Here is a 25991-nt window from a genome sequence, read left to right as displayed (position 1 = left end):
AAGGAGGAAATGTAATGGTTTACGAGAAATTTTGGTCGGAAAATCCACTAATCGCTAAAAATAAAACGGAAATCTGGAAATTGGAAAAAGACGGATTGAAGATATTCGATGATATTCCAAATTACGCTGCAAATGGTTTTGATTCCATCCCTAAAGAGAATTGGGATATGTTCAAGTGGGCAGGTCTATACCTGCAACGGCCAAAAGAAGCTGGTTACTGGATGATGCGTGTCGTTATTCCAGGAGGTATCCTGACGTATGATCAACAAATAACTCTAGCTAACATCGCTAAAGATTACGGAAGGGATGTATATGATATTACAACCCGTCAAGCCATTCAATTCCACTGGCTGACTATCGAACAAGTCCCGGATATCTTAAATCGATTGGAAAAGGTTGGAATGACTACGGCTGGTGCTTGTGGTGATATCACACGTAATATAATCGGGAATGCATTGGCAGGCATCGATCCCGATGAACTTTTTGATACACGCGAGATCCTTTATGATGTATTTGAGTATTTCCGCCTTAACGAAGACTATTCGAACCTTCCGAGGAAATATAAAATGTCCATCAGTGCTAATATCCATAATGCTTCAAATGCTGAAATCAACTGTGTTTCATTCAATCCAGCCACTAAAGAAATCGATGGGGTAACGGAAGTTGGTTTTCACGTGAAAGTGGGCGGGGGGCTTTCCTCCGTTCCGATGCTGGCAGAAGAACTTGATTTATTCATTTTACCTGAAAAAACAGTGGAAGTAGCGGCCGCCATCACGACGATATTCCGTGACTTTGGGTATCGTGAAAAGCGTCATCGCTCGCGTTTGAAATTCCTTGTTGCTGACTGGGGTCCTGAACAATTCAAGGAAAAATTGCTGGAATACACCGGTCCGCTTCCTGAAAAGGGAGAAAGCGCGGTGAAGGGATGGAATGCAGGTTATTTCTACGGCATCCATAAACAAAAGCAAGATGGTCTGAACTATGTTGGAGTCAATATACCAGTTGGTCGACTAAATCCAGACGAAGTGATCGAGTTTGCCGAACTTGCGAAAAAATATGGAAATGGTGAAATCCGCAACTGTAATTCCCAAAATCTAATCATTCCCAATGTGCCGGATGCAAAACTTGAGAAATTAAAGCTGGAATCCATCTTTGAAAGATTTCCATATCAACCAAAGAAATTCATTGGTTATTCCGTTTCTTGTACAGGTATCGAGTATTGCAACCTGGCGCTTGTTGAAACAAAAAACCGAATGAGGACCATTTCTGAATCACTGGACAAGGAAATAGATCTCGATGTACCTGTAAGGATGCATATGGTCGGTTGTCCGAACAATTGCGGTCAAAGAGCCATCGCTGAAATAGGGCTTCAAGGCATAAAAATGAAAAACCAGGACAAAAAGATGGTTGAAGCTTTTGAGATATACGTCGGTGGAACGCTGAATGAAGGTGGTAAGTTCAATGAAAAACTTAAAGGAAAAGTGGAAGCTGAACAGCTCTATCATGTTCTGAAAGAACTGATCCTATTTTTCAAAGAAACAAAACTTCTATCAGAAACCTTTCTTGATTTTGTGGAAAGGGTAGGGGTATCCAAGTTACAAAGTAAGCTTGATGATATATTAACGGAAGTGGCCGTTTAATAGGGGAAGGTAAGCAATCCATGAATCTATACCGTTTCGAAGTCACTATCAAGGAAAAACCAATCCATGTCATCATTGTTGCCGATTCAGATGAAAAGGCGTTTGAACTTGTTGATATTGAGCTGGAAAAACATTTTTTGAAAATGCCTGAAGTGGATGACATCTCATTATATGAAAAAAAGAAAATTAAAAATGGAGCAGGTTTCGTTTTATCGGAATTCGAAACGATTCTCTAAGGGAAGGCAGGTTGCATAAATGGGGAAAGTATATCTAGTAGGAGCCGGTCCCGGAGATCCAGATTTAATTACATTAAAAGGATTAAAATGCATTCAAGAAGCTGATGTCATTTTATATGATCGACTTGTCAATAAAGAACTTTTGAATCATGCAAAAGACGGTGTAGAGCTGATTAATTGCGGTAAACTGCCGGATTATCATTTATTGCAGCAGGATACCATCAATCGGTTCCTGGTCAAATATGCAAAAAAGGGAAAAATAGTAACCCGTTTGAAAGGCGGCGATCCATTCGTCTTTGGGAGAGGCGGGGAGGAAGCGGAAGCCCTTGCCAAAAGTGGCGTGAGCTTTGAAATCGTTCCAGGAATTACAGCTGGAATCGCCGCTACAGCTTATGCGGGAATTCCAGTTACACATAGGGACCACGCTTCATCATTTGCAATTGTTACTGGTCATCGAAAAAAGGATGAAGAGGATAATATCAAGTGGGAATCCCTTGCAAAAGGAATCGATACATTAGCCATCTATATGGGCGTTAAAAACTTGCCATATATTCAAGGAAAACTATTGGAGCATGGAAAAAGTCCTGAGACTCCGGTAGCCCTTATTCATTGGGGGACATTAAAAACGCAAAAAACAGCTGTCAGTACGTTGGCTAATGTAGTGGAAACCGCCAATAATGAACAAATTTCGAATCCTTGCATGATAGTCGTGGGTGATGTCGTTAATTTACGAGAAAAAATCAAATGGTTTGAAGGAAAACAAACCGAAAATTTGTTGGCGAATGAGGCCTTTTAATGGAAGCCATTTTATATATTTGCCATGGCAGCCGTGTTAAAGAAGCTTCAGCCCAAGCCATTGATTTTATTAAAGTTTGTATGCAAGCACAGCCCAATTCCATTCAAGAGTATTGCTTCTTGGAATTGGAAACTCCAACGATTGAAGAAGCCTACGAACGATGCGTACAAAAGGGTGCGACGAGAATCATTGCCATTCCAGTTCTATTGCTAACAGCTGTACATGCAAAACATGATATTCCAGTCATATTGAACAAAATGAAAGAGCGATACCCTGCGGTGGACTTGAAATACGGAAGGCCGATTGGTGTCAGTGATAAAATGGTTGACATTTTAGTGGAACGGTTAGAGGAAACAAATGTAAAGGTTACGGAGGATTCCTTGGTTTTATTGGTTGGAAGGGGAAGCAGTGATCCCGACGTGAAAAGGGATTTGTCTCGATTGGCCGATTTGCTAAGAAATAGGTTTCCAAAAATCTGTGTGCAAGAGTGTTATTTGACAGCTGCTACACCAAGCTTTGGAGAAGCATTGGAATTTGCACAGGAATCTCGATCGAACCAAGTATTTATCATTCCTTACCTATTGTTTACCGGTCTCTTAATGCAGTCCATCGAAAATAGTATAAAAATGATCCAAAAAAAGGGGAAGCAGAAATTCATACTTTGCCGATACCTAGGTTATCATCCAAAGATTGAAAAAGCCATATCGGAACGAATTCATGAAGTGAGTGGGGAGGGAGCTTATGTATCCAATTACGCTTAACATTGAGAAAAGAAAGTGTGTCATCATCGGCGGTGGTAAAATAGGGTTCTTTAAAGCGGGTCCATTATTGGAAGCTGGTGCTGAAGTGACAGTCGTAAGCCCCGAGATATGCACAGGTTTTCAACTGTTGGAGAAAGAAGGTAAGATTCGAGTTTTACTTAAAGAAGTGGAAGAAACAGACTATAAAGATGCGTTTTTAATCATTGTTGCAACAAACTCTACTGAAGTTAATGAACGAGTTTACGAGAATGCATCCCAAAGTCAGTTGGTGAACGTAATCAGTGATCATGAGCTGGGTAATTTTCATATACCGGCGACATTGAAGAGAGGTATGCTTTCTATAAGTGTTTCTACCAATGGAGCAAGTCCAACGCTCGCAAAAAAAATTCGGAATGACTTAGGTAAAGTATATGATGAATCATATGAAGAATATCTTGAATTTCTTTTTGAAGCAAGGATGATAATTAAGAATGGTTCATTTACAAAAGAGGAAAAATCCAAGTTATTGAAAGATTCAATAGAGGATATTTATAAATATTCCCTAAAAGAAAGATATCGGTTTTTAGCTAGGCTTTTACCAGTAGAGGCTGAAGAAAATATATCATTGGGCTGATCAGAAAAACTGAAGGCACCTAACCAACATGTCATTTCATTTTGGTTAGGTGCCTCTTTGTGTCTTAACGGAAATCAGGCAAACGGTACCGTAGGGTCGATGTTAGTTAGGTTCTATTTTAGTAAAAAAAGGGGAATGTCATGAAAAAGTTAATCGTTTTAGCCTTTATCGGGTTTTTAGCCCAATTAATCGATGGTTCGCTTGGAATGGGGTATGGAGTGAGTTCCACTTCCTTATTGTTGACATTCGGGATTGCCCCTGCAGTAGCATCCGCATCCGTTCATTTATCGGAAGTAGTGACCACAGCAGTATCAGGAGCTTCGCATATAAAGTTTGGGAACGTGGATAGAAATATGGTCTATCGTTTGATCATTCCAGGTTCTGTTGGTGCATTTGTAGGTGCATGTTTCCTGAGCAACCTGCCTGCCGAATTAGCAAAACCGTATATTGCCATATTTTTATTTGGCCTTGGTGTTTACGTTTTATTCCGCTTTTTATTTATTTTTAAACCATCGAAGGAAAATGAAATCGTAAAGCCATTGACCGCAAAACAATCCATTCCGTTAGGCCTTTTTGCAGGCTTTTGTGATGCAACAGGCGGAGGCGGATGGGGGCCGATTGCAACGCCCGTTTTATTGTCAAAAAAAGGCATGACGGCGAGAAAAGCCGTAGGGACTGTAGATACGAGTGAATTTGCAATTGCTTTCTTCGGAAGTCTTGGTTTTATCATTTCGCTTGGATGGGAAGCTGTCAATTGGCTTTGGGTCGTAGCGTTGATAATGGGTGGAGTGATTGCCGCACCGATTGCAGCCTGGCTCGTCAGGATGCTACCTGCTCAATTAATGGGTGTTTTAGTGGGTGGTTTCATTATCTTAATCAATGTAAGAACATTATTAGCTACATGGATTCCGATTGAAGCCCATATATATATCTATACAGGCATCGTGATTATATGGCTTTCTGGAATACTTCTTACCATCAATAAGATGTCCAATGCAAGAAAACATGATCATATCGAACAACGTCAGAATGTTTCCTGATTCCCGAGTTTGAAAGAAGCGAATACACAAAAGCATATTCTGAAACGTAACATAATAACTCGTAGGTACATAAATGCCTACGAGTAAAGTCATTTGCCAAATTGGATTCCCCTTTTAAAGCTGTTGCTGTTTTAATAAAGGTTCTTGATCCCATGTAATAGATTCATTTATTTTCTGGCCCCATTTTTCTAATTGTCTTAATTATCGAGAGACTTAAGCCCCCAATCTATTCTCCTAACAAAAGAATCAATAGTATCCCCTTTAATAAAGTCAGCCATCGTGAAAGATTTCCTGATTTTAGAATAGCAGCAGAACCATTAATTTATGTCCTGCTTTTAGTTCAAATGATTAAATTGTACTTTCATTTAATATAATGTTTGTTATATTTTTTTCTATCGAATTTCAAGCTTTGATTAAAAGCATTCAGGCGTTTGCTTTATGCAGGGTTGGTTGTCCTGATGCAGTATAGATTTTGGCATTCAGAGGATATTCATTTTTCTTCATAATTTCACTGAAGGGGAATGGGAGAGACCGGTTATCAATTCCATTGCATTTACTGAAATGTTCTTTGGGAAAATTGGCTGTATATGTTTTACCGGTTCACTAACTGGAACCGCGGCATTTGTAAACTGTTAAAAACCTTTTATAACTTTATTTTTGGAAGTGTTTCCCTTGAAGAAGTCATGAACGGAATTTTTTAGGAGCGGTGGGTTTTTAATATTGGCTGTTTTCGCATACTTTGTTGCTATTTACCAAGTAAAGCGGTGTGGTTGATTTCCCCTCCCGATGCTCGCTTTCCGCGGGGCGGGCGGTGAGCCTCCTCGGGGTAAACGCCTGTGGGGTCTCACCTGTCCCGCTGCTCCCGCAGGAGTCTCGCACTTGCGCTCCAATCAACCTTAAATCGTTTCGTTTTAAAAAAGACAATCTTTACGAAAAGAGCCTTAATATTCAATTTGTCATGTTTTCACCTATTTAGCTAAGATCGTTCATTCTTTTCAAAACGTTTTTAGTTTTTGGATATAAGTTATGAAAATGGCGGAAAAGGTAGTTAAATATTTTTCAGTTTTGTACAATGATTAAATAGCAAATTTTAAAAGGAGTTTTAATATGGAAGGCATCTCTGATCATTTAAAGGAAGATTTGGATATTTTGTTCGTAGGTTTCAATCCAAGCATTCGTTCAGGCCAGACTGGCCATCATTATGCGAATCCAAACAATCGCTTTTGGAAAATCCTCTTCGAGTCCGGGTTGACGCCAAGGAAATATGAACCAACCGAAGACTCGTCTTTACTGGAACTAGGTTATGGTTTTACCAATATCGTTTCAAGGCCTACAAAAGGTGCGGACGAAATCACTAAAGAAGAGTACATAAAAGGAAGGAAGCAATTAAAAAGGAAAATTGCAAAGTATAAACCTAAACTCGTCTGTTTTGTAGGCAAGGGTGTCTATCAGGAATATCGTCAATTACGAAAAATCTCTTGGGGACTGCAAGAAGAACCTTCATTGAATGAGACCATTGAATTCGTTGCCCCTTCCTCAAGCGGTTTAGTTAGAATGCCGATGGAAGAGATCATCAAAATATATAGTGAGTTGCCAATTCTGCTTGGCAAGCTGAAAAGCAATTGATTAAAACAAGGGTGGAATTATATGAGTCAGGATAGTGCTGAATGGAAAAGCGATGGATTTTCCGAGGTCAATGATGGGGAAGGCTTTTGGGAAGGAGTAAAAGATTGCATTCCTACATTATTGGGATACCTAAGTATCGGTTTTGCTGCAGGGGTCGTCGAAAAAACGTCAGGATTAAGTATGATTGAAGTGGCACTAATGTCGCTTTTACTCTATGCAGGGTCTGGTCAATTCATAGCTGCGGGGATGATAGCTGCAAGTCATCCAGTATCGGCCATTATTTTTACGATTTTTTTTGTTAACAGTCGCCATCTATTACTTAGTGCTGCATTGGCTCCATATTTCAGGCAGCAAAGTTTGAAACAAAACCTGATAACCGGATCCTTATTAACTGATGAAACGTTTGGAGTGGCCGTCACGATGGCACAGAAGAGGAAACAACTTGATTATAAATGGATGCTTGGTCTGAATCTTGCAGCCTATTTAAATTGGTTCATTGCAAATATGGCTGGCGGTTTCTTTGGCCAATGGATTCCAGATCCCGAAAAATATGGAATGGACTTCGCCCTGCCAGCGATGTTTATCGGCCTTTTAGTTTTGCAAATATTAAGTAAAAAGGACATTTTTATAGATCTTGCAGTCGCTTTTAGCAGCATATTAATCGTTGTTGCAGCAAGTTTCTTCTTTCCTGGCAGTACTGGAGTCATAGTGGCAACTGTTGTAGCTTCAACGATAGGGATGGTGATTGGCAGGTGGAAATAAGCGGATATATCCTTGCTGTCATTGTAGGAATTTCGATTGTAACTTTCATACCTAGAGTCGTTCCTTTAGTATTGCTTAGTAAAATGGAGATTCCAAAGTGGGGCATTGATTGGTTAAAGCATGTGCCAGTGGCTGTAATGGCGGCGTTGTTGGCTCAAGAACTTCTATTATCGGAACAGGTCTTTTCAATTAAAGATAATGCGTTGAATTTGACCGCAGCTTTACCAGCTTTCATGGTTGCCATTTTTACGAGAAGTCTATTGGGTACGGTTTTGATTGGCGTGCTTTCCTTGATGATATTACGATTTTTCTTTTAATAAGTACTAAACATTTAAATGCTAGGCCGATATAACCAGTAATGGATTGCCATTACTGGGTTTTTATTTCCCAAAGAACATATTTCCCAACCGGCAGCTTTTTGAGATCGTTCATTTCGGTTAGGCAAATGACGCTTTTTAATGAACATTGGAAGCTTGATTATCAAAAAGGGCAGTGAGTACATAAACTAAGGTGAATGTACTTCTGAAAAATTGTTTTGGTTAGCTGAATTGAAAGCGCTTCTAATTGAAAATGAAACAACAAACGTTTAGAAAATGGGAGTCTGTCAACAATGGGAATAAGCAAATTATTATGGAGGTGCTCAATTAATGAATGTAAATGGTGCACTAGAGGTTCTGGATCGCATGCGGCTTCCTAATGGCGCATATACTGCAAGCGTTTCCGATGATTATAATTATGTATGGATAAGGGATGTCGTTTATACAGTATTACCTTTTATAAATGATCCATCCAATCGTTACGAGAAAGCATATCATGCTTTATTCGACTTATTTCAATCCTATGAGTGGAAGATAGATATTCATACGGAACAGAAACCCCAGTTTCTATATGAACATATTCATGCAAGGTATTCCACTGAGCTTAAAGAACTGCCCGATGAGTGGGGCCATGCCCAAAATGATGCGATAGGTGCCTTTTTATGGGGTGTCGGTGAAGGATATAGGCATGGTAAAAAGGTGATGAGAAATCAACGTGATTTACAAATTGTTCAAAAGTTGGTCAATTACTTGGAATGCCTGCAATATTGGCAGTCGGAAGATAACGGGATGTGGGAAGAAAATATAGAAATCCACGCTTCAAGCATAGGTGCATGTGTTGCTGGTTTGAATTCAGTCAAAATGCTGGTCAATGTCAAGGAAGAACTGATTAAAAAGGGGGAAGAAACTCTTCGTTTCTTGCTTCCAAGGGAAAGTTATTCAAAAGAGACGGATTTAGCCCTTTTGTCCTTAATTTATCCTTATCGGCTGGTAGACCGTGAAATAGCACTTAAAATATTGAAGAATGTCACAGAGCGCCTAGAAAGAACAAATGGTTGTATAAGATATGAAAAGGACCTTTATTATAATGACGGTCAAGAAGCGGAATGGTGTTTCGGGCTTCCATGGTTAGGCTTATGCTACCTTGAACTTGGAATGATGAACAAAGTTAAGGAATATATGGATAAAACGAAAATGATCATACCGGAAAGTTGGGAAGTACCCGAATTATATATAGGAGGCAGTAATATTCCAAACAAGAATACTCCTTTGGCATGGTCAGTCTCATTATCCTATTTATTTTTGACGAAGACTTCCGTGATTCGAACTGAACATATAACATGAAGCATTCATACACGATACCTTAAAGCTCTTTCCAAAAAAATGGGGGGAGCTTTTATTGGTATAATAATATTTTTACAATAAATGTCTATTTTCCTCAAAAAAATGTTTTAATTTACAAAAAAACGGCTATTTATAACAATAACTTCACCTCCATTTGAAGGATTAATATCATTTTCATCGAATATATATAATAACTGGGGAAAGATAGGTAAAATACTATCGAGTTAATACTGATGGAGGGGTTTTATTGAGTACAATTATGGACCAGCTACAAGAGATTTATCCAAGCGATTTCGATTTATATTTGTTTCATGAAGGCACCCTTTATGAAAGCTATAAAATGCTTGGGGCACACATTGTAACATCATTAGGTAAAGAAGGAGTACGCTTCGCCGTTTGGGCCCCCCATGCCAAGCAAGTTTCAGTAGTCGGTAATTTTAATAATTGGAACGGAAAAGATCATGCGATGAAACGGATCGAGCGATCAGGTATCTGGGTGTTATTCGTACCAGGACTACAAGAAGGGGAACTCTATAAATACGAAATACATACACCTGGAAATAAACGAATCCTAAAAGCCGATCCATATGCCTTTTATTCGGAAGTCAGACCCAATACAGCCTCGGTCATTAAAAGTCTGGATAATTTTGAATGGCAAGATTCGAAGTGGATAGCCGATAGGAAAAAGGAAAATATTTATCATAAACCCATGTCCATTTATGAAGTGCACCCCGGTACATGGAAACAGAAAGAAGATGGCGAATTTTATTCGTACCGTGAATTGGCTGATAGATTGGTTGATTATGTGATTGATAATAGTTTTACACATATTGAAATCATGGCCATAATGGAACACCCATTTGATAAATCGTGGGGATACCAGGTCACGGGCTATTATTCTGTAACTAGTCGTTACGGCTCGCCGGAAGATTTTAAATATTTAATAAACCTTTGCCACCAAAAGGGCATAGGTGTAATTCTTGACTGGGTTCCCGCCCATTTTTGTAAAGACGCGCATGGACTTTCCCGTTTCGATGGTACGCCCCTCTATGAACCAATTGATTATACTAGGGCAGATCGCCCGTTATGGGGGACATACAACTTTGATTTTACCAAACCGGAAGTAATTAGTTTCCTTATATCAAATGTATTGTTTTGGATGGATGTATACCATATTGATGGGATCCGAGTCGATGCGGTATCATCAATGGTTTACTTAAATCATGATAATCCATTGCCGGTCAAGCTGAAAAACCAGTTTGGCGGTGAGGAAAACCTGGAAGCCATACAATTTTTGCAAAAACTTAACGAAGTGGTTTTCAAGAAATATCCCAATGCATTAATGATGGCTGAAGAAGCAACAGACCGGCCACTTATAACTTCTCCTACCGATATAGGCGGCCTGGGCTTTAATTACAAATGGAATATGGGATGGACTAACGATATCCTTCGTTATATGAAACTTGAAACGGGGGAAAGGCCAAATCATCATAGTCTCTTAACATTTTCATTTTTCTATGCTTTTTCAGAAAATTTCGTCTTGCCCTTTTCACATGATGAAGTGGTTCATGGCAAGAAGTCTTTATTGAATAAGATGCCAGGTGATTATTGGCAGAAATTCGCTAATTTAAGGTTACTATTTGGGTATTTCATGACACATCCAGGAAAGAAGCTTCTATTTATGGGCGGTGAATTTGGCCAGTTCATAGAATGGAAAGATGAGGAACAATTGGATTGGCTTCTTTTGGAATATGAATCCCATGAAAAGCTGGCCTATTACTTCCGTACCCTTCAGGATTTTTATAGGCAATCATCCTCCCTTTGGAGACTGGATCATGTCCAGGAGGGATTTGAGTGGATAGATCCGAACAATAGTAAACAGAGTATCATTACCTTTATGAGAAAAGGTAAACGCAAAGGCGATTATTGCATTGTTGTCTGTAATTTTTCTGCGCAGACACATGCTCAATATCAAATAGGCGTACCATCCCAAGGTAAATATATAGAGGTCTTCAGCAGTGATTCAGCTGCTTTCGGAGGATCAGGTCAGATCAATGAAAAACCCATTAATGTCAAAAAGGAACCATATCATAATCAACCATTCAGCATGGAAATAACAGTACCTCCATTAGGCATTTCTATTTTTATGAAGCAAACAAAAAAAAGACGGGGGAGAGTGAACGAATAATGGGAGCGAAAAAATGGATAGCAATGTTATTGGCAGGAGGCCAGGGTTCAAGGTTAGGTGAATTGACAATCGGTTTGGCAAAACCAGCTGTACCCTTTGGCGGTAAATATAGAATCATCGATTTTCCATTAAGTAACTGCACTCATTCTGGTATTGATACGGTTGGGGTACTGACCCAATACCAGCCATTGATTCTAAATGATTATGTTGGTAATGGCAAAGCTTGGGACCTAGATCTGGATGTAGGCGGAGTTTCCGTACTTCCCCCTTACCAAGGGAAAGAAGGCGGTGAATGGTATAAAGGGACGGCAAACGCTGTTTATCAAAATATCCAATACATTGATAACTATGATCCGGAACATGTACTGATTCTCTCTGGTGACCATATTTATAAGATGGATTACAGTAAGATGCTGGATTATCACATCGAAAAAAATGCAGAGGCAACCATAGCCGTCATTCAAGTGCCGTGGCAGGAAGCAAGTCGTTTCGGGATCATGAATACCAATGATGATGATAAAATCACTCAATTTGATGAAAAACCAAAGTATCCAAAGAGTAATCTTGCTTCAATGGGAGTTTATCTTTTCAAGTGGAAAACCTTAAGACGGTATTTAATAAATGATGAAAAGGATGAAAATTCTTCCAATGATTTCGGAAGCAACATCATTCCAAAAATGCTTGAAGACCGAAAAAAGCTATATGCCTATCGTTTTAATGATTATTGGAAAGATGTCGGAACGGTCGAAAGCCTTTGGCAGGCACATATGGACTTATTGGAAGATACGCCAAATTTCCAGTTGGATGACCAGCAATGGAAAATTTTTGCCCGCAATGCAAATCATCCGCCGCAATATATATCGCCGGATGCCGAGGTCAGTCAGTCGCTTATCAATGAAGGGTGCATGATACATGGGAAAATTGAACATTCGGTTTTATCCTATAATGTACAGGTGGGCTATGGGTCAACCATAAAAGATTCAGTCATCATGCCGAATGTCACGATTGGAGAAAACGTCCATATAGAAAGAAGCATCATAGCAAGCAATTGTGTTATAGAAGATGGTGCCATAGTTGGCAATTCAGCGATTACATCCGATATTACCTTAATTGGTGAAAATCAGACCATTATCAATCCAAACAAAAAAAAGATCACTCACTCTTAACTAGAAAAAGGGGAAGATGCTATGGAAAATGTGTTGGGTATTATTAACTTAATCAATGAAAGACAACATTTAAAAGATCTGACTGCTCACCGAAATGTAGCATCTGTGCCATTTGGTGGACGCTACCGTTTGATTGACTTTACGATGTCGAATCTCATTAATGCAGACGTATCAAAAGTAGCCGTTTTTCCAAAAGAAAAGTATCTTTCTGTTATGGATCATCTTGGCTCAGGTAAAGAATGGAACTTGGCTCGGCGTTCAGGAGGCTTATACATTTTGCCCCCTATCCATCCGGATGAAACGGTAACAGGTGATATGAAACAATTTTATGATCATCTTAAATTTTTCGAACGTGCAGAGGCAGATACTGTCATCATTTCCCCTGGAAGCCATGTATGCAAATTGGATTTTAATGAAGTGCTTGATTATCACAAAAAGCAAAAAGCGGATATCACGGTCGTATATAAGGATTATGTGGGGGAAATGATTGAAAAACCAATCTATCACACTTGCTCGGTAGATTCGGATGAAGACATTACTGACATTAGCTTTTATACAATCCCTAGACCTGGTGACCATGTTTGTCTAGAAACCTTCATCATAAGTAAAACGCTATTGGTGAACTTGATCAAAAGCTGTGTTGCCAGTGGGGAATATGACTTTTTGAAAGACGCTGTAAAGGCAAATCTCCATCGTTTTACAGTCAAAGGGTATAATTTTACTGGAGATATGCCATTCATCCATTCAATTGAAAGCTTTCATTCCAGTAATATGAATTTCCTGAACCCTTCGGTAATCCGTTCTTTCTTCGGGGATACTTGGGATGTTTATACAAAAATCAAACATGAGGCACCAACCAAATATTCAAGTTCTTCGAAGGTTACCAATTCATTGATAGCCAATGGTTGTGATATTGAAGGGACTGTCGAAAACAGTATACTATTCCGTGGGGTAAAGGTGAAAAAAGGTGCGATTATAAAAAATAGCATCATCATGCAAAAAGGCGTGATTGAAGAAGGAGCCATCGTTGAAAATGTCATAACTGATAAAGAAGTGAGAATTACTAGTGAAAAATCAGTTATTGGTTTAAAACAGCCTACTGTAATAAAAAAAGCGGAAGTAATTTAATAGAGGAGGTGCGGCAATGAATGTTGTATTTGCTGCTTCAGAATGCGCCCCTTTTATAAAAACGGGAGGGCTCGGAGACGTTATAGGCGCGCTCCCGAAAGCGCTGAAAAAACAAGGAGTCCATGTAAGTGTCATCCTTCCTAAATATGGGGATCTTCCTAACCAATTCAAACAGGAATTGGAACATATGACGAGTATTGAAGTTCCTGTTGGTTGGCGCCAGCAATTCTGTGGCATCGAAAAACTTGTTGCTAATGGAATTACATATTATTTTCTGGATAATGAATATTATTTCAAAAGACATGGTAGTTATGGTTTCTTTGACGATGGCGAAAGGTTCGCCTTCTTTTCCCGTGCAATTTTAGAGGCTTTACCCTATTTAGAAGAAAAGCCGGATGTCATACACTGTCATGATTGGCAAACGGGCCTTGTCAGCGTTTTGCTGAAAGCTCATTATAGTAACCATCCATTCTATCAGGATATTAAAACGATATTTACTATACATAATTTACGCTATCAAGGAGTTTATCCTAAAGCTGTTTTAGCTGAATTACTCGATTTGAGTGAGTTATATTTTAATATCGATGGACTTGAATTTCATGGAAATGTAAGTTATTTGAAAGCCGGCCTAGCTTTTTCTAACATTGTCACAACTGTAAGCCCAAGTTATGCGGAAGAAATTCAAAGTCCTTATTTCGGGGAAAATCTGGATGGGTTTTTACGCAAGAGAAATGATGACCTTAAAGGGATTATCAACGGAATTGATTATGAGGAATATAATCCGGCTGCAGATGAACATCTTGCTGTTCCATTCGATTCCTATGAGGGTAAAATGGAGAATAAACGTCAGCTACAGGAATCGCTGGATCTTCCTGTAAATGATCGGGTCCCGGTTCTATCCATGGTAACCAGGCTTGTTGATCAAAAAGGAATTGATCTTATTCTCCATGTTTTTCATGAAATGATGAACCAAGGAGTTCAATTCATTCTTTTAGGTACGGGTGATGAGCAATATGAATCGGCATTTCGCCATTTAGCTGACCAATATCCAAATCAGGTTTCAGTCAATACATATTTTGATGAGGGTTTAGCAAGGCGGATATATGCAGGTTCTGATTTATTCCTGATGCCATCACAATTCGAACCATGCGGTATCGGCCAGCTTTTGGCGTTGCGTTATGGCACTCTGCCTTTAGTGAGGGAAACTGGCGGACTTCGGGATACGGTGATACCGTATAATCAATTTACTGGTGAAGGCAATGGCTTCAGTTTTACGAATTATAATGCACACGATATGCTTCATACAATTGAGCAATCTGTTGGTCTGTACAAATTCCAGCCGAAAAGATGGCGGAAAATGGCCGAAAGTGCAATGAAGTTAGACTTCAGTTGGACATCATCTTCCTTAAAGTATATTAAGCTGTATGAAAGTTTGATTCCTGTCATGAAGTGATAATTGGATAGGTAATACACAAAGCACTTGCGAATATTGTTTTCGTAAGTGTTTTGTTTCTTTTACCATCAAATATGGGTATATGTATAGATATATATATAATATTGCTGTGTAGGAGAATGAAAAGATGAAAAGAAGAAGAATGGAATTTGTATTTTTATTTATTTTAATCGCTTCAGTCTATATGATCCTGTTCACTCAAGTTGGCTTCGACGTGAAGCTATTTTTTATTGGATTATATATTTTGGTCATGTTTATTACCATATTTTCACTTATGCTTGAAAATAGATTTGCCCATGAGACCCTTTTATGGATGTATGTGCTTTTGTTTTTCCCGGTATTTGGATATGTATTTTATCTATTCTCAGGTCAGCTCTATTTAAAGGGGTATTTATTTCGAAGTAAAAGGAAAAAAGATCGTGAAGAATGGAAGAGTCTTGTCACACAGGTCTCATCTCCAGATTTATCGTTCTTGAATAATCATCAGCAATCATTCGCAGCTTTTGCCAAAAATGCTTCTGAGACCATCATTAGTACATCATCGCATACGGAAGTATTGAAAAATGGTAACGAAACGTTTTCAGAAATCATAAAACAGTTAAAAAAAGCTGAGAAATTCATTCATATTGAATATTATATTTTTCGTTCCGACAGGCTTGGCACTGAAATTATAGATATCCTTATTGAAAAAGCAAAAAATGGTGTGGAAGTTTTATTCATTTTTGATGCGGCCGGAAGTTTAAGCCTTTCAAATAATGAAGTTAAACGGATGAAACATGCCGGGATAAAAGCATATCCATTTTCCCCTTTGAAACACGGATTTTTCAATCAAAAGTTTAATTTTAGGAATCACCGGAAAATCATCATCATAGATGGGGAAGTTGGTTTTGTTGGAGGTTTAAACGTAGGAGAGGAATATTTAGGCCGAAATAAAAACATTGGTTTTTGGAGAGATACACATATGGTACTTAAAGGTGAAGCGGTATTTATGCTTCATACTGTTTTCCTTTTGGATTGGGAATATGTCAGTGGGGAAGATGTATTGCAAGAACGTCCAGAATTCAAGAATAAAGTGGAACAAGGAGATGGTGCTGTTCAGGTGGTAGCAAGCGGACCTGATACACAGCAGGGAATCATGAGTGATTTTTACTATTCACTTATCACAAACGCGACTGAATCAATCTGGATTGCAAGTCCATACTTCGTACCCAATCAAGCGATTAGAGCAGCCATTAAACATGCCGCAATTAAGGGGATACAAGTTAGGCTTATGGTTCCGGCAGTAAATGATGGGTTTTTAACCCAATATGGCAGTCGCTCTTATTTCGGGGAGCTGCTACAATTCGGTGTAGAGGTATACTTGTATAAAAAGGGTTTTCTACATCAGAAACTGATTATCGTTGATGGTGATATGGCTTCCATAGGAACGGCAAATATGGATATGAGAAGTTTTCATCTAAATTTTGAAGTCAATGTCTTTCTTATGGGCAGCCGTTCCATTGAAGATCTCATCATTCATTACAAAGAGGATATGATGGATAGTGACAAACTAGATTCTATCGGGTATAACAAGCGTGGTTTGATGGAACGTTCAAAAGAATCATTTGCCAGATTGTTTTCGAATGTACTCTAATGGGAAAAAAAGCAGATAAATAGTATAGTTGAAATGTAAAGAAATTAATTGGCCATAAGGAGAATTAAAGAAAATATGAAATTGGTATCCTGGAATGTGAATGGAATAAGGGCTTGTGTAAAAAAAGGATTTTTAGATTACTTTAAAGATGTGGATGCAGATATTTTTTGCCTTCAAGAAACTAAGCTACAAGAAGGGCAGATTTCACTTGAGTTGGAAGGGTACCATCAATATTGGAATTATGCATTGAAAAAAGGATATTCCGGTACAGCCATTTTCACGAAGGAAAAACCGCTTAATGTGAAATATGGTGTAGGTGAGCTGGACGAGGAGCCGGAAGGCAGGATCATAACACTGGAATTCGAGAAATTTTATATGGTGAATGTATATACCCCCAATGCAAAAAGGGATTTATCCAGGCTGAATTACCGTCTCGAATGGGAAGATGAGATGTTAAATTATCTTAAGGAACTGGACTTGGTGAAGCCGGTTGTCTATTGTGGGGACCTTAATGTCGCACATTCTGAAATCGATTTAAAAAACCCAAAAACCAATATTGGGAATTCCGGTTTCACTAATGAAGAGCGTGGAAAGATGACTGAACTACTTGATGCAGGGTTTATCGATACTTTTCGCCATTTTTATCCGGACCGGGAAGATGCCTATAGTTGGTGGTCATATATGGCTAAAGTGAGAGAGCGGAATATCGGGTGGAGAATCGATTATTTCATTGTTTCAAAACGTATGGCGGATTCTTTAATAGAGGCTAACATTCACTGCGATGTCATGGGAAGCGATCATTGTCCGGTTGTCTTGGAAACAAACCTCTAAATCGAATAAATTCTGTTAAGTGGGGATACTAATGGTTATCCATATTCAACAGGAGGTTAGATTATGAACACATTTATCGTGGGCTTTCATCAGGAAGATAATGTAGACAGCATGCAAGTGCAAAAATTGACGTCGGCTGAATTTGAAAAATCAACATCACGCGGCTTTCGCAGATTATTTGAACTGGATACAAATATTGGGTATTTCGTTTTTTTTGATGCTGAAGATGATGAGGGAGATTTATCTCATCTAGTTTTACAGTATGAAGAAGATAATCAGGATCCAAGTGATTGTTACTCCTTTACTAAAAATGATTTTTATGAGTTCATGGCACTTTATTTACAAGGGATGGATGAAGCGGAAGTGGAGGATGAAGAAGATGATGACAATGAAGAGTATGGACCTATCCACCATCTTGCCCATTTGATGTTTCATATTGTAGAAGAAGGAAAATCCGTAAAGCCATAATGGACGGGTAATGAGAAGGAAGGTACTTGTGAGCTTTGTGACAGGAACGGGATAGAACTGACAATCCATCATTTAACACCTAGAGAATCAGGCGGCAGCCACTTACCAATTGCCTATCTCTGTAAATCATGTCATAAACAGATTCACGCCCTGTATTCAAACCGAGAGCTGGCTATCCGCCTATATACCGTGCTATTGCTGAAAGATGATGAAGCATTAAAAAAATACTTAAAGTGGATTAAAAAACAACCGGTAACGAGGGCAGTGAAAATCAGAAAATCAAAAACGAAATAATGCAAAAGCCCATCTTGAAGTGATGGGCTTTTGCATTTCATTCAGCTTGCTTTATTTTTCAACCGGTCCAATAAAAACCCACCTTTAAAATAACGTGGTTCATATGAAATGATGAAAGCCTTAGGTTCAAACTTTTCAACGGTTGCTATCAATTCTTGTTCACGATTGCGTTTTGTCAAAATTTCCATACGATAACGGTTGCTATCCCTGCCCTCGCCCGTATAAAGAGTTACACCAAATCCGTTGTTTCTCAGTGTATCTACTAAATGTTCATTTTTGGTTTGAGTATTAACGGTTACATTAATAAAACCGATGGCAAGTTTTTGCTCAATTTTCGTACCAAAAATTATTCCGATTCCAAAACCGACTGCATATACAACCATGGCGAGTATGCTTTGGTCACCGCCAAATACTAGGGATAAACCAAAAACGTATATTAACATTTCTGCTATACCAAGTATCGAGGCAAGTATGGTAATATTTTTTACTAAGAAAATGGTTCGCAACGTGTAAATCGGAACATAAATAAGTTGTAATAGTAGAATCAGAAGTATTTCTTTCACTTGAGCACCTCACCAACATCTTCCAGTTTAATTAGACGTTTCAACTTGGGGATTGTTCATTCCATAAGTATCATCTTCCATAATCTAACCACACTATAATAGTGGAATTCAATGGGGAATATTATGTATTTTTTGTGTCATTTCCATCAACATAGAATTAAAATCCAATAAGATTTTTCAATATTCTTTTTTTAATTAATTTGGTATCATTATCCTTATTAATTCATATGGGGGAATGATGATGTTTAATTATGATGGTCGGATGTTCAAAGCTAAAGTCAATTCTGAAAATGGAGAAGTGTCAGGAAATACTTCCTTCCACTATTCACAAGAAGGCTCAATTCTTTCAGCAAGCTATCAGGGCGGAGAGATTGTTAAAGGGACATTAATAGGGCTTGTCAATCTCGATGGAACTCTGGAATTCAGGTATAATCATATCAATGAAAAAGGGGAAATTAGAGGAGGAAGCTGTCTTTCCACCCCTGAAATGTTGCCTGATGGAAGGATACGTTTGCATGAAAAATGGAAATGGTCAGATCTCGAACAGACTGAAGGACATTCCATCATTGAAGAAGTGAAAAAATAATAATTTACTTAGAGGGGTTTGAGGACAATTACTACTATTTGTTTAGTGCGGCATGGTCAAACAGATTGGAATGCACTAGGGAAACTGCAGGGGCAGACTGATATTCCTTTAAATGAACTCGGAAAGATTCAGGCACGGCAATGTGGTGAATTTTTGTCAAAAAATGATTGGGATGTAATTATTTCAAGCCCTCTTAAAAGGGCAAGGGAAACGGCAGATATCATTTCGCATTATATTGAAGTCCCGGTTATTGAAAAAATGGAATTCATTGAAAAGAATTTTGGCGTCGCTGAAGGAATGACAGCAGCTGAAAGGGAGTCAGCATTCGTGAATAAAGAATATCCTGGTCAAGAAAATCAAGAATCTTTACGAAACAGGCTGATGAATGGACTCCAGGAAATTCAGAAGGAGTATCCCGATAAGAAAGTTATACTAGTTGCACATGGAGCCGTCATTCATTTTATTTTACGCTTGATGTCAAACGAGTCAATCGTATCCAACGAAATGCGATTGTTTAATGCATGTTTGAGTACGATTAGATTTGAAGTCGACTCTTGGATAATTGATGATTTCAATCAAGTAAATCATTTATCTTAGTCCTATTAAGCTTGGTTATAGTTAAAATGGATATGATTGATATTTAGTTGCTAATTATAGAAAGAAGGGAATCATGACTAATAAGACGGCATTGATTTTAGGGGCTACAGGTTTGGTCGGCACCAAGTTGATTAAAGAGCTAAGCAACAGCAAAATCTATAGTGAAATCCATTTTCTGACAAGAAGCGAAATGAAATTCACTGATCCCAAGTGCATAGGCCATGTAGTGGATTTCGATAAATTATCCAAGTATGCCGATTTGTTCAAAGTCAGCGATGTTTTCATTTGTTTGGGTACTACGATCAAAAAGGCTAAATCGAAGGATGCTTTTCGCAAAGTGGATTATGACTATGTTATCGAAGCAACTAAAATGGCAAAGACAGCGAATGTTGAAAAATTACTCGTCATAACAGCTATGGGAGCCAATTCCAAATCAAGGTTTTTCTACAGTCGTGTTAAGGGCGATGTAGAAGTAACACTACAACACTTGGAATTGAATACTGTACATATATTCCGCCCGTCCTTACTTCTTGGAGAACGCAAGGAATTCAGGGCAGGTGAAAAGATTTCTGGGCTGATAAGTACTTTTGCTAAATATATCTTCGTTGGCCCTTTACGCCCTTATCGTGCAATAGAAGCAAACAAAGTAGCTGCTGCAATGTACGCTGCGGCCCAAAAGACGGCAAAAGGATATCATTTTTATAATTCGGATGAAATAGAGAAACTTGCACAAAGAGAAACTATTTATCTGTGAAACGAGCCTCCAATAGGCTCGTTTTTTTATTTTATCAACAAATTTTGATCACTGCTTATAAGGAAAAAGGAACGGATGAACATTTGCTACTGAAAAAAGGAGTGCAGTGTAATAGAGGTGGAGAACCAGAGGAACTTGGTAAAGCAAGGACATAGGGTCCTGAAAAGTCAATCTATAGAAATCCGTGAAACTAATCTTCCGGGTGAAACTTGATTGTAACAAGAATTTCCACTACAATTTGTAGTGGGAGGTGGTAAAAGATGAATATTAAAAATTTTAAATATGATGAAGTTGGACTGAATCGTTTCTTTGGTCCATTGGAAGCTAATATCATGGAATATTTATGGGATAAAGATGAACAGAGCATTAAATCGGTTCAGCAATCATTGGAGCTAGATAAACCTATCAATTTCAACACAGTAATGACCGTCATGAATCGTTTAGTAGAAAAAGGAATTCTTGAAAAGAGGTCTGAAGGGAGACTTTCATTATTTCGCCCGGTGCAGTCCAAAGCGGAGTTTTTGGAAGAGCAGTCAAAGAAACTGACTGAGAATTTGCTGGATGAATTTGGCGGGGCGGTCATAAGCCATATGCTGGATGCCATGAAAGACGCTGACCAAGGTTTAATTGAAAAATTGGAACAAAAAATCCAATCGTTAAAAAAGGATAAATTATAATGTGGAAGAGAAAGTCTTATTTTGTTATGAGCCTGAGTCTATTAATTGCCTGTGTAGTATGGTGCCAAATGGGGGCGTTTTTAGTACATATCTTCTTTGGTGTGAATATTAAGGCCAACTTTTTTAAATTTTGTTTTAGTTTATTCAAGGAAGATTCAGTATACTACTTTGTGGTCGTCACCCTGCTCAGTATAATATTATCCTATAGTATATTGAGCACATTATTCAAAATTGCAGAGCAATATTACTTATCCAGAAGATTTAAACAAAAGCTTTTTCTTTCAAAAAACGTTGATATGACAAGATCCATAAATGAAACATTCAATCGGGTAAACAATGATATCTTAGTTGTGAACGCTGAACGGCCTCTTGCGTTTACGCTTGGTTTCAGGCGGCCTTTCATTGTGTTCAGTACTGGTTTAATTCGATTATTGGACTTTGATGAACTAGAAGCGGTAGTGGAGCATGAAGCCTTTCACCAAAAAAAATATGATCCGCTTGTAATCTTTATTTTACAGCTGATCTCAGATGGGTTATGGTTTGTCCCACTGACAAAATGGTGTCATAAAAATTACAAAATAATTAGTGAATTATCAGCCGACGAAAATGCGATTAATAAAATGGGGACTGAATTAGGCATAAGTGCCGCTTTATTGAAGTTAATTAAACATGGTTGCACTGATAAATCCCCTCCAGTCCTTGTCCACTTCTCCAATGAATCAGTTAACTATAGACTTCAGCAATTAATTGAGCCCCATAAATCAATTCCTTTGAGGGCTGAAACTGCCACGATTTTCGTTTCTATTTATGTTTTGGTTTTACTTCTGGGAATGACTATAGTGATTGTCGGATGACTTTCACTTGATTTTTTTACCACATTACACTACACTTTGTAGTGTAAAATAAAAAAAGGAGATGTGTCATGAATAAACAAGAAATCGGTACCTTTTTATTAAGAGTTATGTTGGGAATTTCATTTTTCATGCATGGTTTGTCAAAATTCAAAGGCGGATTGGAAAACACTGCAGGATGGTTTCAAAGTATAGGGATTCCAGGATTTATGGCCTATGTAGTAGGTATTATTGAATTGGTTGGAGGAATTGCCTTAATTATAGGTCTTGGAACAAGAATAATTTCTGCCCTCCTTGTTTTCATCATGGCTGGAGCAATTGTTTATGTGAAATTTCCAGCAGGTTTTATGGGGAATGGAGAAGGTACTGGGTACGAACTGGATCTCGTTCTTATGATGATTGCACTTCACCTAGTAATGAATGGAAGCCGTTTCCTATCTATAGACTCTAAATTGCCAACCCATAAAAAAAGACAAGATTCAGAAATGATAGCAAGTTAATTATAATAAACGATATCCCAAAAAATTAAACAGCCTTGAGGCATGAAACCGGCAATCTACTGGAGTCATGCCTTTTTCTTTTCACCTTGTTCTTGGTTGAAATCCTTCATGGTGAAAAATCGATAATAAATCGATTCAGATTTTGGTAATCAAAAGTAGTTTTCCATGACTGCATTATCCGAAAATACTTTGCGAAATGACCATACTGCAAGTCTGGACCAAACATTTTGGAAAAATTCAACCGTTAACACAAAAAAAATGATAGTTTTCAGTAAAATTCCGTTGACGAACACACGTTCCCTGTTATAAAATACAATCATGGGTAATAATGGTATAGTGGTTAATGCCACTGACCGGTTCAATAGGAAGCTTGGAAATTTCTCAAGGTTTGTAAAAAACTCAAAGCAAAAGGAGCTATTTAATTATGACAATGCGATTATCTCCATATTTAATGATGAACGGAAATGCAAAGGAAGCGATCCAATTTTACGAAAAAGCATTGGATGCAAAAGTCGTTTTTAATCAAACTTTTGGGGAAATGCCCGAAAACCCAGAATTTCCTCTGCCAGAAGAAGCAAAGGATCTTGTGTCACATGCAATGTTAAAGGTTGGGGAAACGGACCTCATGTTTTCCGATACGTTTCCAGGTCAAACCAGTCAATCTGGAGATCAAGTAACGATCTGTATTTCAATTAATGATATTGAAAAATCAAAACGAATCTTTGAAACTTTATCTCAAGGTGGAGAAGTGAAAATGCCACTGCAGGAAGCTTTTTTCAGCCCTGCTTATGGGATTGTAACAGATAAATTCGGAGTAACCTTCCAAGTTTATACAGAGGGTCAACAATAATTTTCTTAAGATAAATAATATCAACATGGAAAAGCGGCTGTTTTAGAGTCTTTTAGTTGCAACTTAAATCGTAATTGATGAATAAATAAATCCCAATTTCTCATTTATATCCATGAGAGATTGGGATTTTTAATATCGGAATTTCCTATACGCTGTAAATCCCCGTTTTGCTTGCGGTACTCTTTATAAGATTATTGGTATGATTCTTATTTCTGTTCATATTCAGCCAAAGATCATCCCGCACGGTAGCATAGCCAGTGATATCATCTGTTTATGTATATTGTAGCGTTCATTCTCAGTTCCCATGATCCTGGATTCAATCAGAAAGTATATATTGCTCTTAATAACCGAACTCCACCATTGATATCATGATTTTAGTAGTTACCGATAATGTATTTCTGGTTTCACACTTTTAATTTTGATACCTTATCGTTATCTTTCTGTGATATTCGTCATATATTCTTCATCTATTTGTTCTTTGTTTAGAAAATGGCTATGCTATTATTTAAAACATTGACATACAAATTAGTCGCATTCGTTGTAAAATATATTCCTTTTAATAGGCTAATATCATTCGGGTAATATTACATTGCGGAATAAGGGGAAAGGGGGAACAATGTGAACACAGATCAAGCTTTCGACCTGTTAAAGGATGCAGGAGTATCAGAAAGTAGCAGTATACAAACTGTTAGACGCTGGCTTCGTGAAGGTAGGATTAAATATGAGGGAGGAAACAAGAATAGAAAAACTGGATACATAATGGATGGTACAGATCAAGCATTTGAAATGTTAAAAGATGCAGGAGTAACAGAAAGTAATAGTGTACAAACTGTTAGTCGCTGGCTTCGCGAAGGTAAGATTAAATATTCTGGAAACGGAAAGAGGAACAATGGATACATAAACGATGACCCAGCTTCAAAGCTGGCTATAAATGATATCATAGATCAAAATAAGGACGAAATCATACACCGATTAAAATTAAAAATACAAGCTCAAGATAAGCATATAGAAGGTATTGAAGAACTTCATGAGACTGCAAAAAGAATATTGATTCAGCAGAGGGATATGTTCAAAAAGGAAGTTGCCATTCTAAAGAATGAGAAAAGTGAATTACAAAATGAAACAAAGGATTTATTAAAAGAAAATATTGAATTACGTAATGAATTGATAAAATTAAAAGAAAATATCAGAAACAATTACAATATTGAGTCCACCACTCAATCAAATGATTATAGTGAAAAATTAGGGCTTTCTAAAACGGCGAGCAATAAAGAAGTATTGGCAGAATATAAAGGGCTATTAAAAATAACTCATCCAGACCATAATGGCAACGCAAAGGTATTTCATTACATTAAGACCGATTACGATAATTTTAGAAAAAGTACTAAGGGTAAATGAATAGTGTGCTCTAAATATTGGAGTTCAAAAAGACCGACCAGTGTTAATTTAGACTAGTGATCATCCTTTTTTTATCAAATTTCGTTTGGACTTTTTTAATAAACAGAATCCTGATAACAAATAGGTGCCTAATGAACTAAGGCACCTAAAATTGAGGCCTTTAGAGTCTAAGGTTTACACAATATCAAGCTGCAGACTATTTTTGTCTCCTCATCCATTGCGTTGCAACCCATTTTTCCCCAGTGATAACGGGCGCTCCACCGTGTAAAGTTAGTTCGTTTAGATTTTTGTCGTTATAGAAATATTCGAAATACACAGCCATTCCCTTTCGCGGAGACACTGAAAAATTCAGTTTAGGAAAAAAAGTTTCCCCCCCATGCTCCACATCATTTAAGTACATGATGATTGTGCTAATTCTATTATTTTTTGCTGCTATACTTGAGGATGTAAAAAAATCAAAATGAGCTTTATACTCTTGCCCAGGAGTATATTTAAGAATTTGAATACCATCTCCATGCTCAATGGGTATATTCATGATTGTTGAAATCCTTTTTTCAATTTTGGTAATGATGTCATTTTCATTTTCTTGAAAAAACATACTACTGCTCGTTCTTATCTCATTTACTTCGTGCATAACTCCAATTTTGGAACGATTCATTCTGTCTTTTGACAATTTGATAAGTCCGTCACATTCTTCGTCACTTAAAACATTCCCTAATATTACAATTAGTGGTTCATCTAATCTAGCAATTACATTAATTTCTCGGTCTTCCGTTTTGATTTTATTTCCAATATGATTAAAAATAGTTTGTTCTTTACTTATTTTAGTTTCCACTGTCAACTTTCATCGACTCCCAATAGAATGAATTTTCCGAACAATTAGTTTAAACTGCTACTGTAAGCGTTTTACTATGTTAAT

27 protein-coding genes and 1 pseudogene are annotated in these 25991 nt (G+C 37.8%); 26 read left to right on the top strand and 2 right to left on the bottom strand.

The genetic code is table 11. The annotated features are described in order from the left end of the window. Positions 1 to 14: 14 nt before the first annotated feature. The 18 genes and pseudogenes from BW986_RS18580 to BW986_RS18495 form a co-directional block, all read left to right on the top strand. Complete coding sequence (locus BW986_RS18580; protein ID WP_076369515.1) at positions 15 to 1640, top strand: nitrite/sulfite reductase; 1626 nt, start codon at positions 15 to 17, stop codon at positions 1638 to 1640. A 20-nt stretch (positions 1641 to 1660) separates the two neighbouring features. Then, complete coding sequence (locus BW986_RS18575; protein WP_076369513.1) at positions 1661 to 1876, top strand: DUF3906 family protein; 216 nt, start codon at positions 1661 to 1663, stop codon at positions 1874 to 1876. 19 nt (positions 1877 to 1895) lie between these two features. Beyond that, positions 1896 to 2672, top strand: coding sequence for a uroporphyrinogen-III C-methyltransferase (gene cobA / locus BW986_RS18570; RefSeq protein ID WP_063233667.1), 777 nt, complete (start codon positions 1896 to 1898; stop codon positions 2670 to 2672). Continuing rightward, positions 2672 to 3433, top strand: a complete 762-nt coding sequence (locus BW986_RS18565) for a sirohydrochlorin chelatase (RefSeq protein WP_076369511.1) — start codon at positions 2672 to 2674, stop codon at positions 3431 to 3433. The genes cobA and BW986_RS18565 overlap by 1 nt, the downstream gene beginning before the upstream one ends. Continuing rightward, entirely contained in the window at positions 3414 to 4046 is a 633-nt protein-coding gene (locus BW986_RS18560) for an NAD(P)-binding protein (RefSeq protein WP_076369509.1), read from the top strand. Before BW986_RS18565 ends, BW986_RS18560 begins: the two co-directional genes overlap by 20 nt. Before the next feature lie 140 nt (positions 4047 to 4186). Then, positions 4187 to 5086: a sulfite exporter TauE/SafE family protein gene (locus tag BW986_RS18555; protein ID WP_076369507.1), complete on the top strand. Its 900-nt coding sequence runs from the start codon at positions 4187 to 4189 to the stop codon at positions 5084 to 5086. Positions 5087 to 6193: 1107 nt separating this feature from the next. Further along, the gene (locus BW986_RS18550; RefSeq protein ID WP_076369505.1) at positions 6194 to 6712 is read left to right on the top strand and encodes a mismatch-specific DNA-glycosylase; all 519 of its coding nucleotides are present in this window, start codon (positions 6194 to 6196) and stop codon (positions 6710 to 6712) included. A 21-nt stretch (positions 6713 to 6733) separates the two neighbouring features. Further along, complete coding sequence (locus tag BW986_RS18545) at positions 6734 to 7474, top strand: AzlC family ABC transporter permease (RefSeq protein ID WP_076369503.1); 741 nt, start codon at positions 6734 to 6736, stop codon at positions 7472 to 7474. Further along, entirely contained in the window at positions 7465 to 7791 is a 327-nt protein-coding gene (locus tag BW986_RS18540) for an AzlD domain-containing protein (RefSeq protein WP_076369501.1), read from the top strand. The genes BW986_RS18545 and BW986_RS18540 overlap by 10 nt, the downstream gene beginning before the upstream one ends. 330 nt (positions 7792 to 8121) lie before the next feature. After that, positions 8122 to 9135 (top strand): glycoside hydrolase family 15 protein, encoded by a 1014-nt coding sequence (locus BW986_RS18535; protein ID WP_076369499.1) that lies wholly within the window; start codon positions 8122 to 8124, stop codon positions 9133 to 9135. 259 nt (positions 9136 to 9394) lie between these two features. Next, complete coding sequence (gene glgB, locus BW986_RS18530) at positions 9395 to 11323, top strand: 1,4-alpha-glucan branching protein GlgB (RefSeq protein ID WP_179086119.1); 1929 nt, start codon at positions 9395 to 9397, stop codon at positions 11321 to 11323. Further along, positions 11323 to 12489 carry a glucose-1-phosphate adenylyltransferase gene (locus BW986_RS18525; RefSeq protein WP_076369495.1) on the top strand — a complete coding sequence of 389 codons (1167 nt, stop codon included), beginning with the start codon at positions 11323 to 11325 and terminating at the stop codon, positions 12487 to 12489. The genes glgB and BW986_RS18525 overlap by 1 nt, the downstream gene beginning before the upstream one ends. Positions 12490 to 12510: 21 nt before the next feature. Beyond that, a complete protein-coding gene (gene glgD / locus BW986_RS18520; protein ID WP_076369493.1) occupies positions 12511 to 13617 on the top strand; it encodes a glucose-1-phosphate adenylyltransferase subunit GlgD in 1107 nt (368 codons plus the stop codon). A 16-nt stretch (positions 13618 to 13633) separates the two neighbouring features. Beyond that, entirely contained in the window at positions 13634 to 15070 is a 1437-nt protein-coding gene (gene glgA / locus BW986_RS18515) for a glycogen synthase GlgA (protein ID WP_076369491.1), read from the top strand. 127 nt (positions 15071 to 15197) lie between these two features. Then, the gene (cls, locus tag BW986_RS18510) at positions 15198 to 16703 is read left to right on the top strand and encodes a cardiolipin synthase (RefSeq protein WP_076369489.1); all 1506 of its coding nucleotides are present in this window, start codon (positions 15198 to 15200) and stop codon (positions 16701 to 16703) included. A gap of 75 nt (positions 16704 to 16778) precedes the next feature. Then, positions 16779 to 17534 (top strand): exodeoxyribonuclease III, encoded by a 756-nt coding sequence (locus BW986_RS18505; RefSeq protein WP_076369487.1) that lies wholly within the window; start codon positions 16779 to 16781, stop codon positions 17532 to 17534. 63 nt (positions 17535 to 17597) lie between these two features. After that, positions 17598 to 18002, top strand: coding sequence for a cytosolic protein (locus tag BW986_RS18500; RefSeq protein WP_076369485.1), 405 nt, complete (start codon positions 17598 to 17600; stop codon positions 18000 to 18002). A gap of 21 nt (positions 18003 to 18023) precedes the next feature. Beyond that, positions 18024 to 18296 (top strand): annotated as a pseudogene (locus tag BW986_RS18495) (HNH endonuclease); the annotation flags it as partial. Positions 18297 to 18337: 41 nt separating this feature from the next. Here the strand turns inward: BW986_RS18495 and BW986_RS18490 are convergent. Further along, positions 18338 to 18859: a DUF2179 domain-containing protein gene (locus BW986_RS18490; protein ID WP_034306915.1), complete on the bottom strand. Its 522-nt coding sequence runs from the start codon at positions 18857 to 18859 to the stop codon at positions 18338 to 18340. Positions 18860 to 19094: 235 nt separating this feature from the next. Here BW986_RS18490 and BW986_RS18485 point away from each other — a divergent pair, with 235 nt between their 5' ends. From BW986_RS18485 to BW986_RS18450, 8 genes are all read left to right on the top strand, one after another. Continuing rightward, positions 19095 to 19445, top strand: coding sequence for an avidin-fold protein (locus BW986_RS18485; RefSeq protein ID WP_397222595.1), 351 nt, complete (start codon positions 19095 to 19097; stop codon positions 19443 to 19445). Positions 19446 to 19472: 27 nt separating this feature from the next. Then, complete coding sequence (locus tag BW986_RS18480; RefSeq protein ID WP_076369926.1) at positions 19473 to 20042, top strand: histidine phosphatase family protein; 570 nt, start codon at positions 19473 to 19475, stop codon at positions 20040 to 20042. Between the two features lie 73 nt (positions 20043 to 20115). Then, complete coding sequence (locus tag BW986_RS18475) at positions 20116 to 20796, top strand: NAD(P)H-binding protein (RefSeq protein WP_076369479.1); 681 nt, start codon at positions 20116 to 20118, stop codon at positions 20794 to 20796. A gap of 260 nt (positions 20797 to 21056) precedes the next feature. Continuing rightward, positions 21057 to 21473, top strand: coding sequence for a BlaI/MecI/CopY family transcriptional regulator (locus BW986_RS18470; RefSeq protein WP_063233685.1), 417 nt, complete (start codon positions 21057 to 21059; stop codon positions 21471 to 21473). Then, complete coding sequence (locus BW986_RS18465) at positions 21473 to 22327, top strand: M56 family metallopeptidase (protein WP_076369477.1); 855 nt, start codon at positions 21473 to 21475, stop codon at positions 22325 to 22327. The genes BW986_RS18470 and BW986_RS18465 overlap by 1 nt, the downstream gene beginning before the upstream one ends. Before the next feature lie 68 nt (positions 22328 to 22395). Next, the gene (locus BW986_RS18460; protein ID WP_076369475.1) at positions 22396 to 22824 is read left to right on the top strand and encodes a DoxX family protein; all 429 of its coding nucleotides are present in this window, start codon (positions 22396 to 22398) and stop codon (positions 22822 to 22824) included. A 424-nt stretch (positions 22825 to 23248) separates the two neighbouring features. Continuing rightward, the gene (locus BW986_RS18455; RefSeq protein ID WP_076369473.1) at positions 23249 to 23674 is read left to right on the top strand and encodes a VOC family protein; all 426 of its coding nucleotides are present in this window, start codon (positions 23249 to 23251) and stop codon (positions 23672 to 23674) included. A 618-nt stretch (positions 23675 to 24292) separates the two neighbouring features. Continuing rightward, positions 24293 to 25072: a hypothetical protein gene (locus tag BW986_RS18450; RefSeq protein WP_076369471.1), complete on the top strand. Its 780-nt coding sequence runs from the start codon at positions 24293 to 24295 to the stop codon at positions 25070 to 25072. Between the two features lie 196 nt (positions 25073 to 25268). Here the strand turns inward: BW986_RS18450 and BW986_RS18445 are convergent, their stop codons facing one another. Beyond that, a complete protein-coding gene (locus BW986_RS18445) occupies positions 25269 to 25913 on the bottom strand; it encodes a 2OG-Fe(II) oxygenase (protein ID WP_076369469.1) in 645 nt (214 codons plus the stop codon). Between the last annotated feature and the right edge of the window lie 78 nt (positions 25914 to 25991).

The organism is Peribacillus simplex (assembly GCF_900156045.1).
GTDB lineage: Bacteria > Bacillota > Bacilli > Bacillales > DSM-1321 > Peribacillus > Peribacillus simplex_D.
Note: the sequence above shows the minus strand (reverse complement) of the source record. Positions and strands in the feature narration are given on the sequence as shown.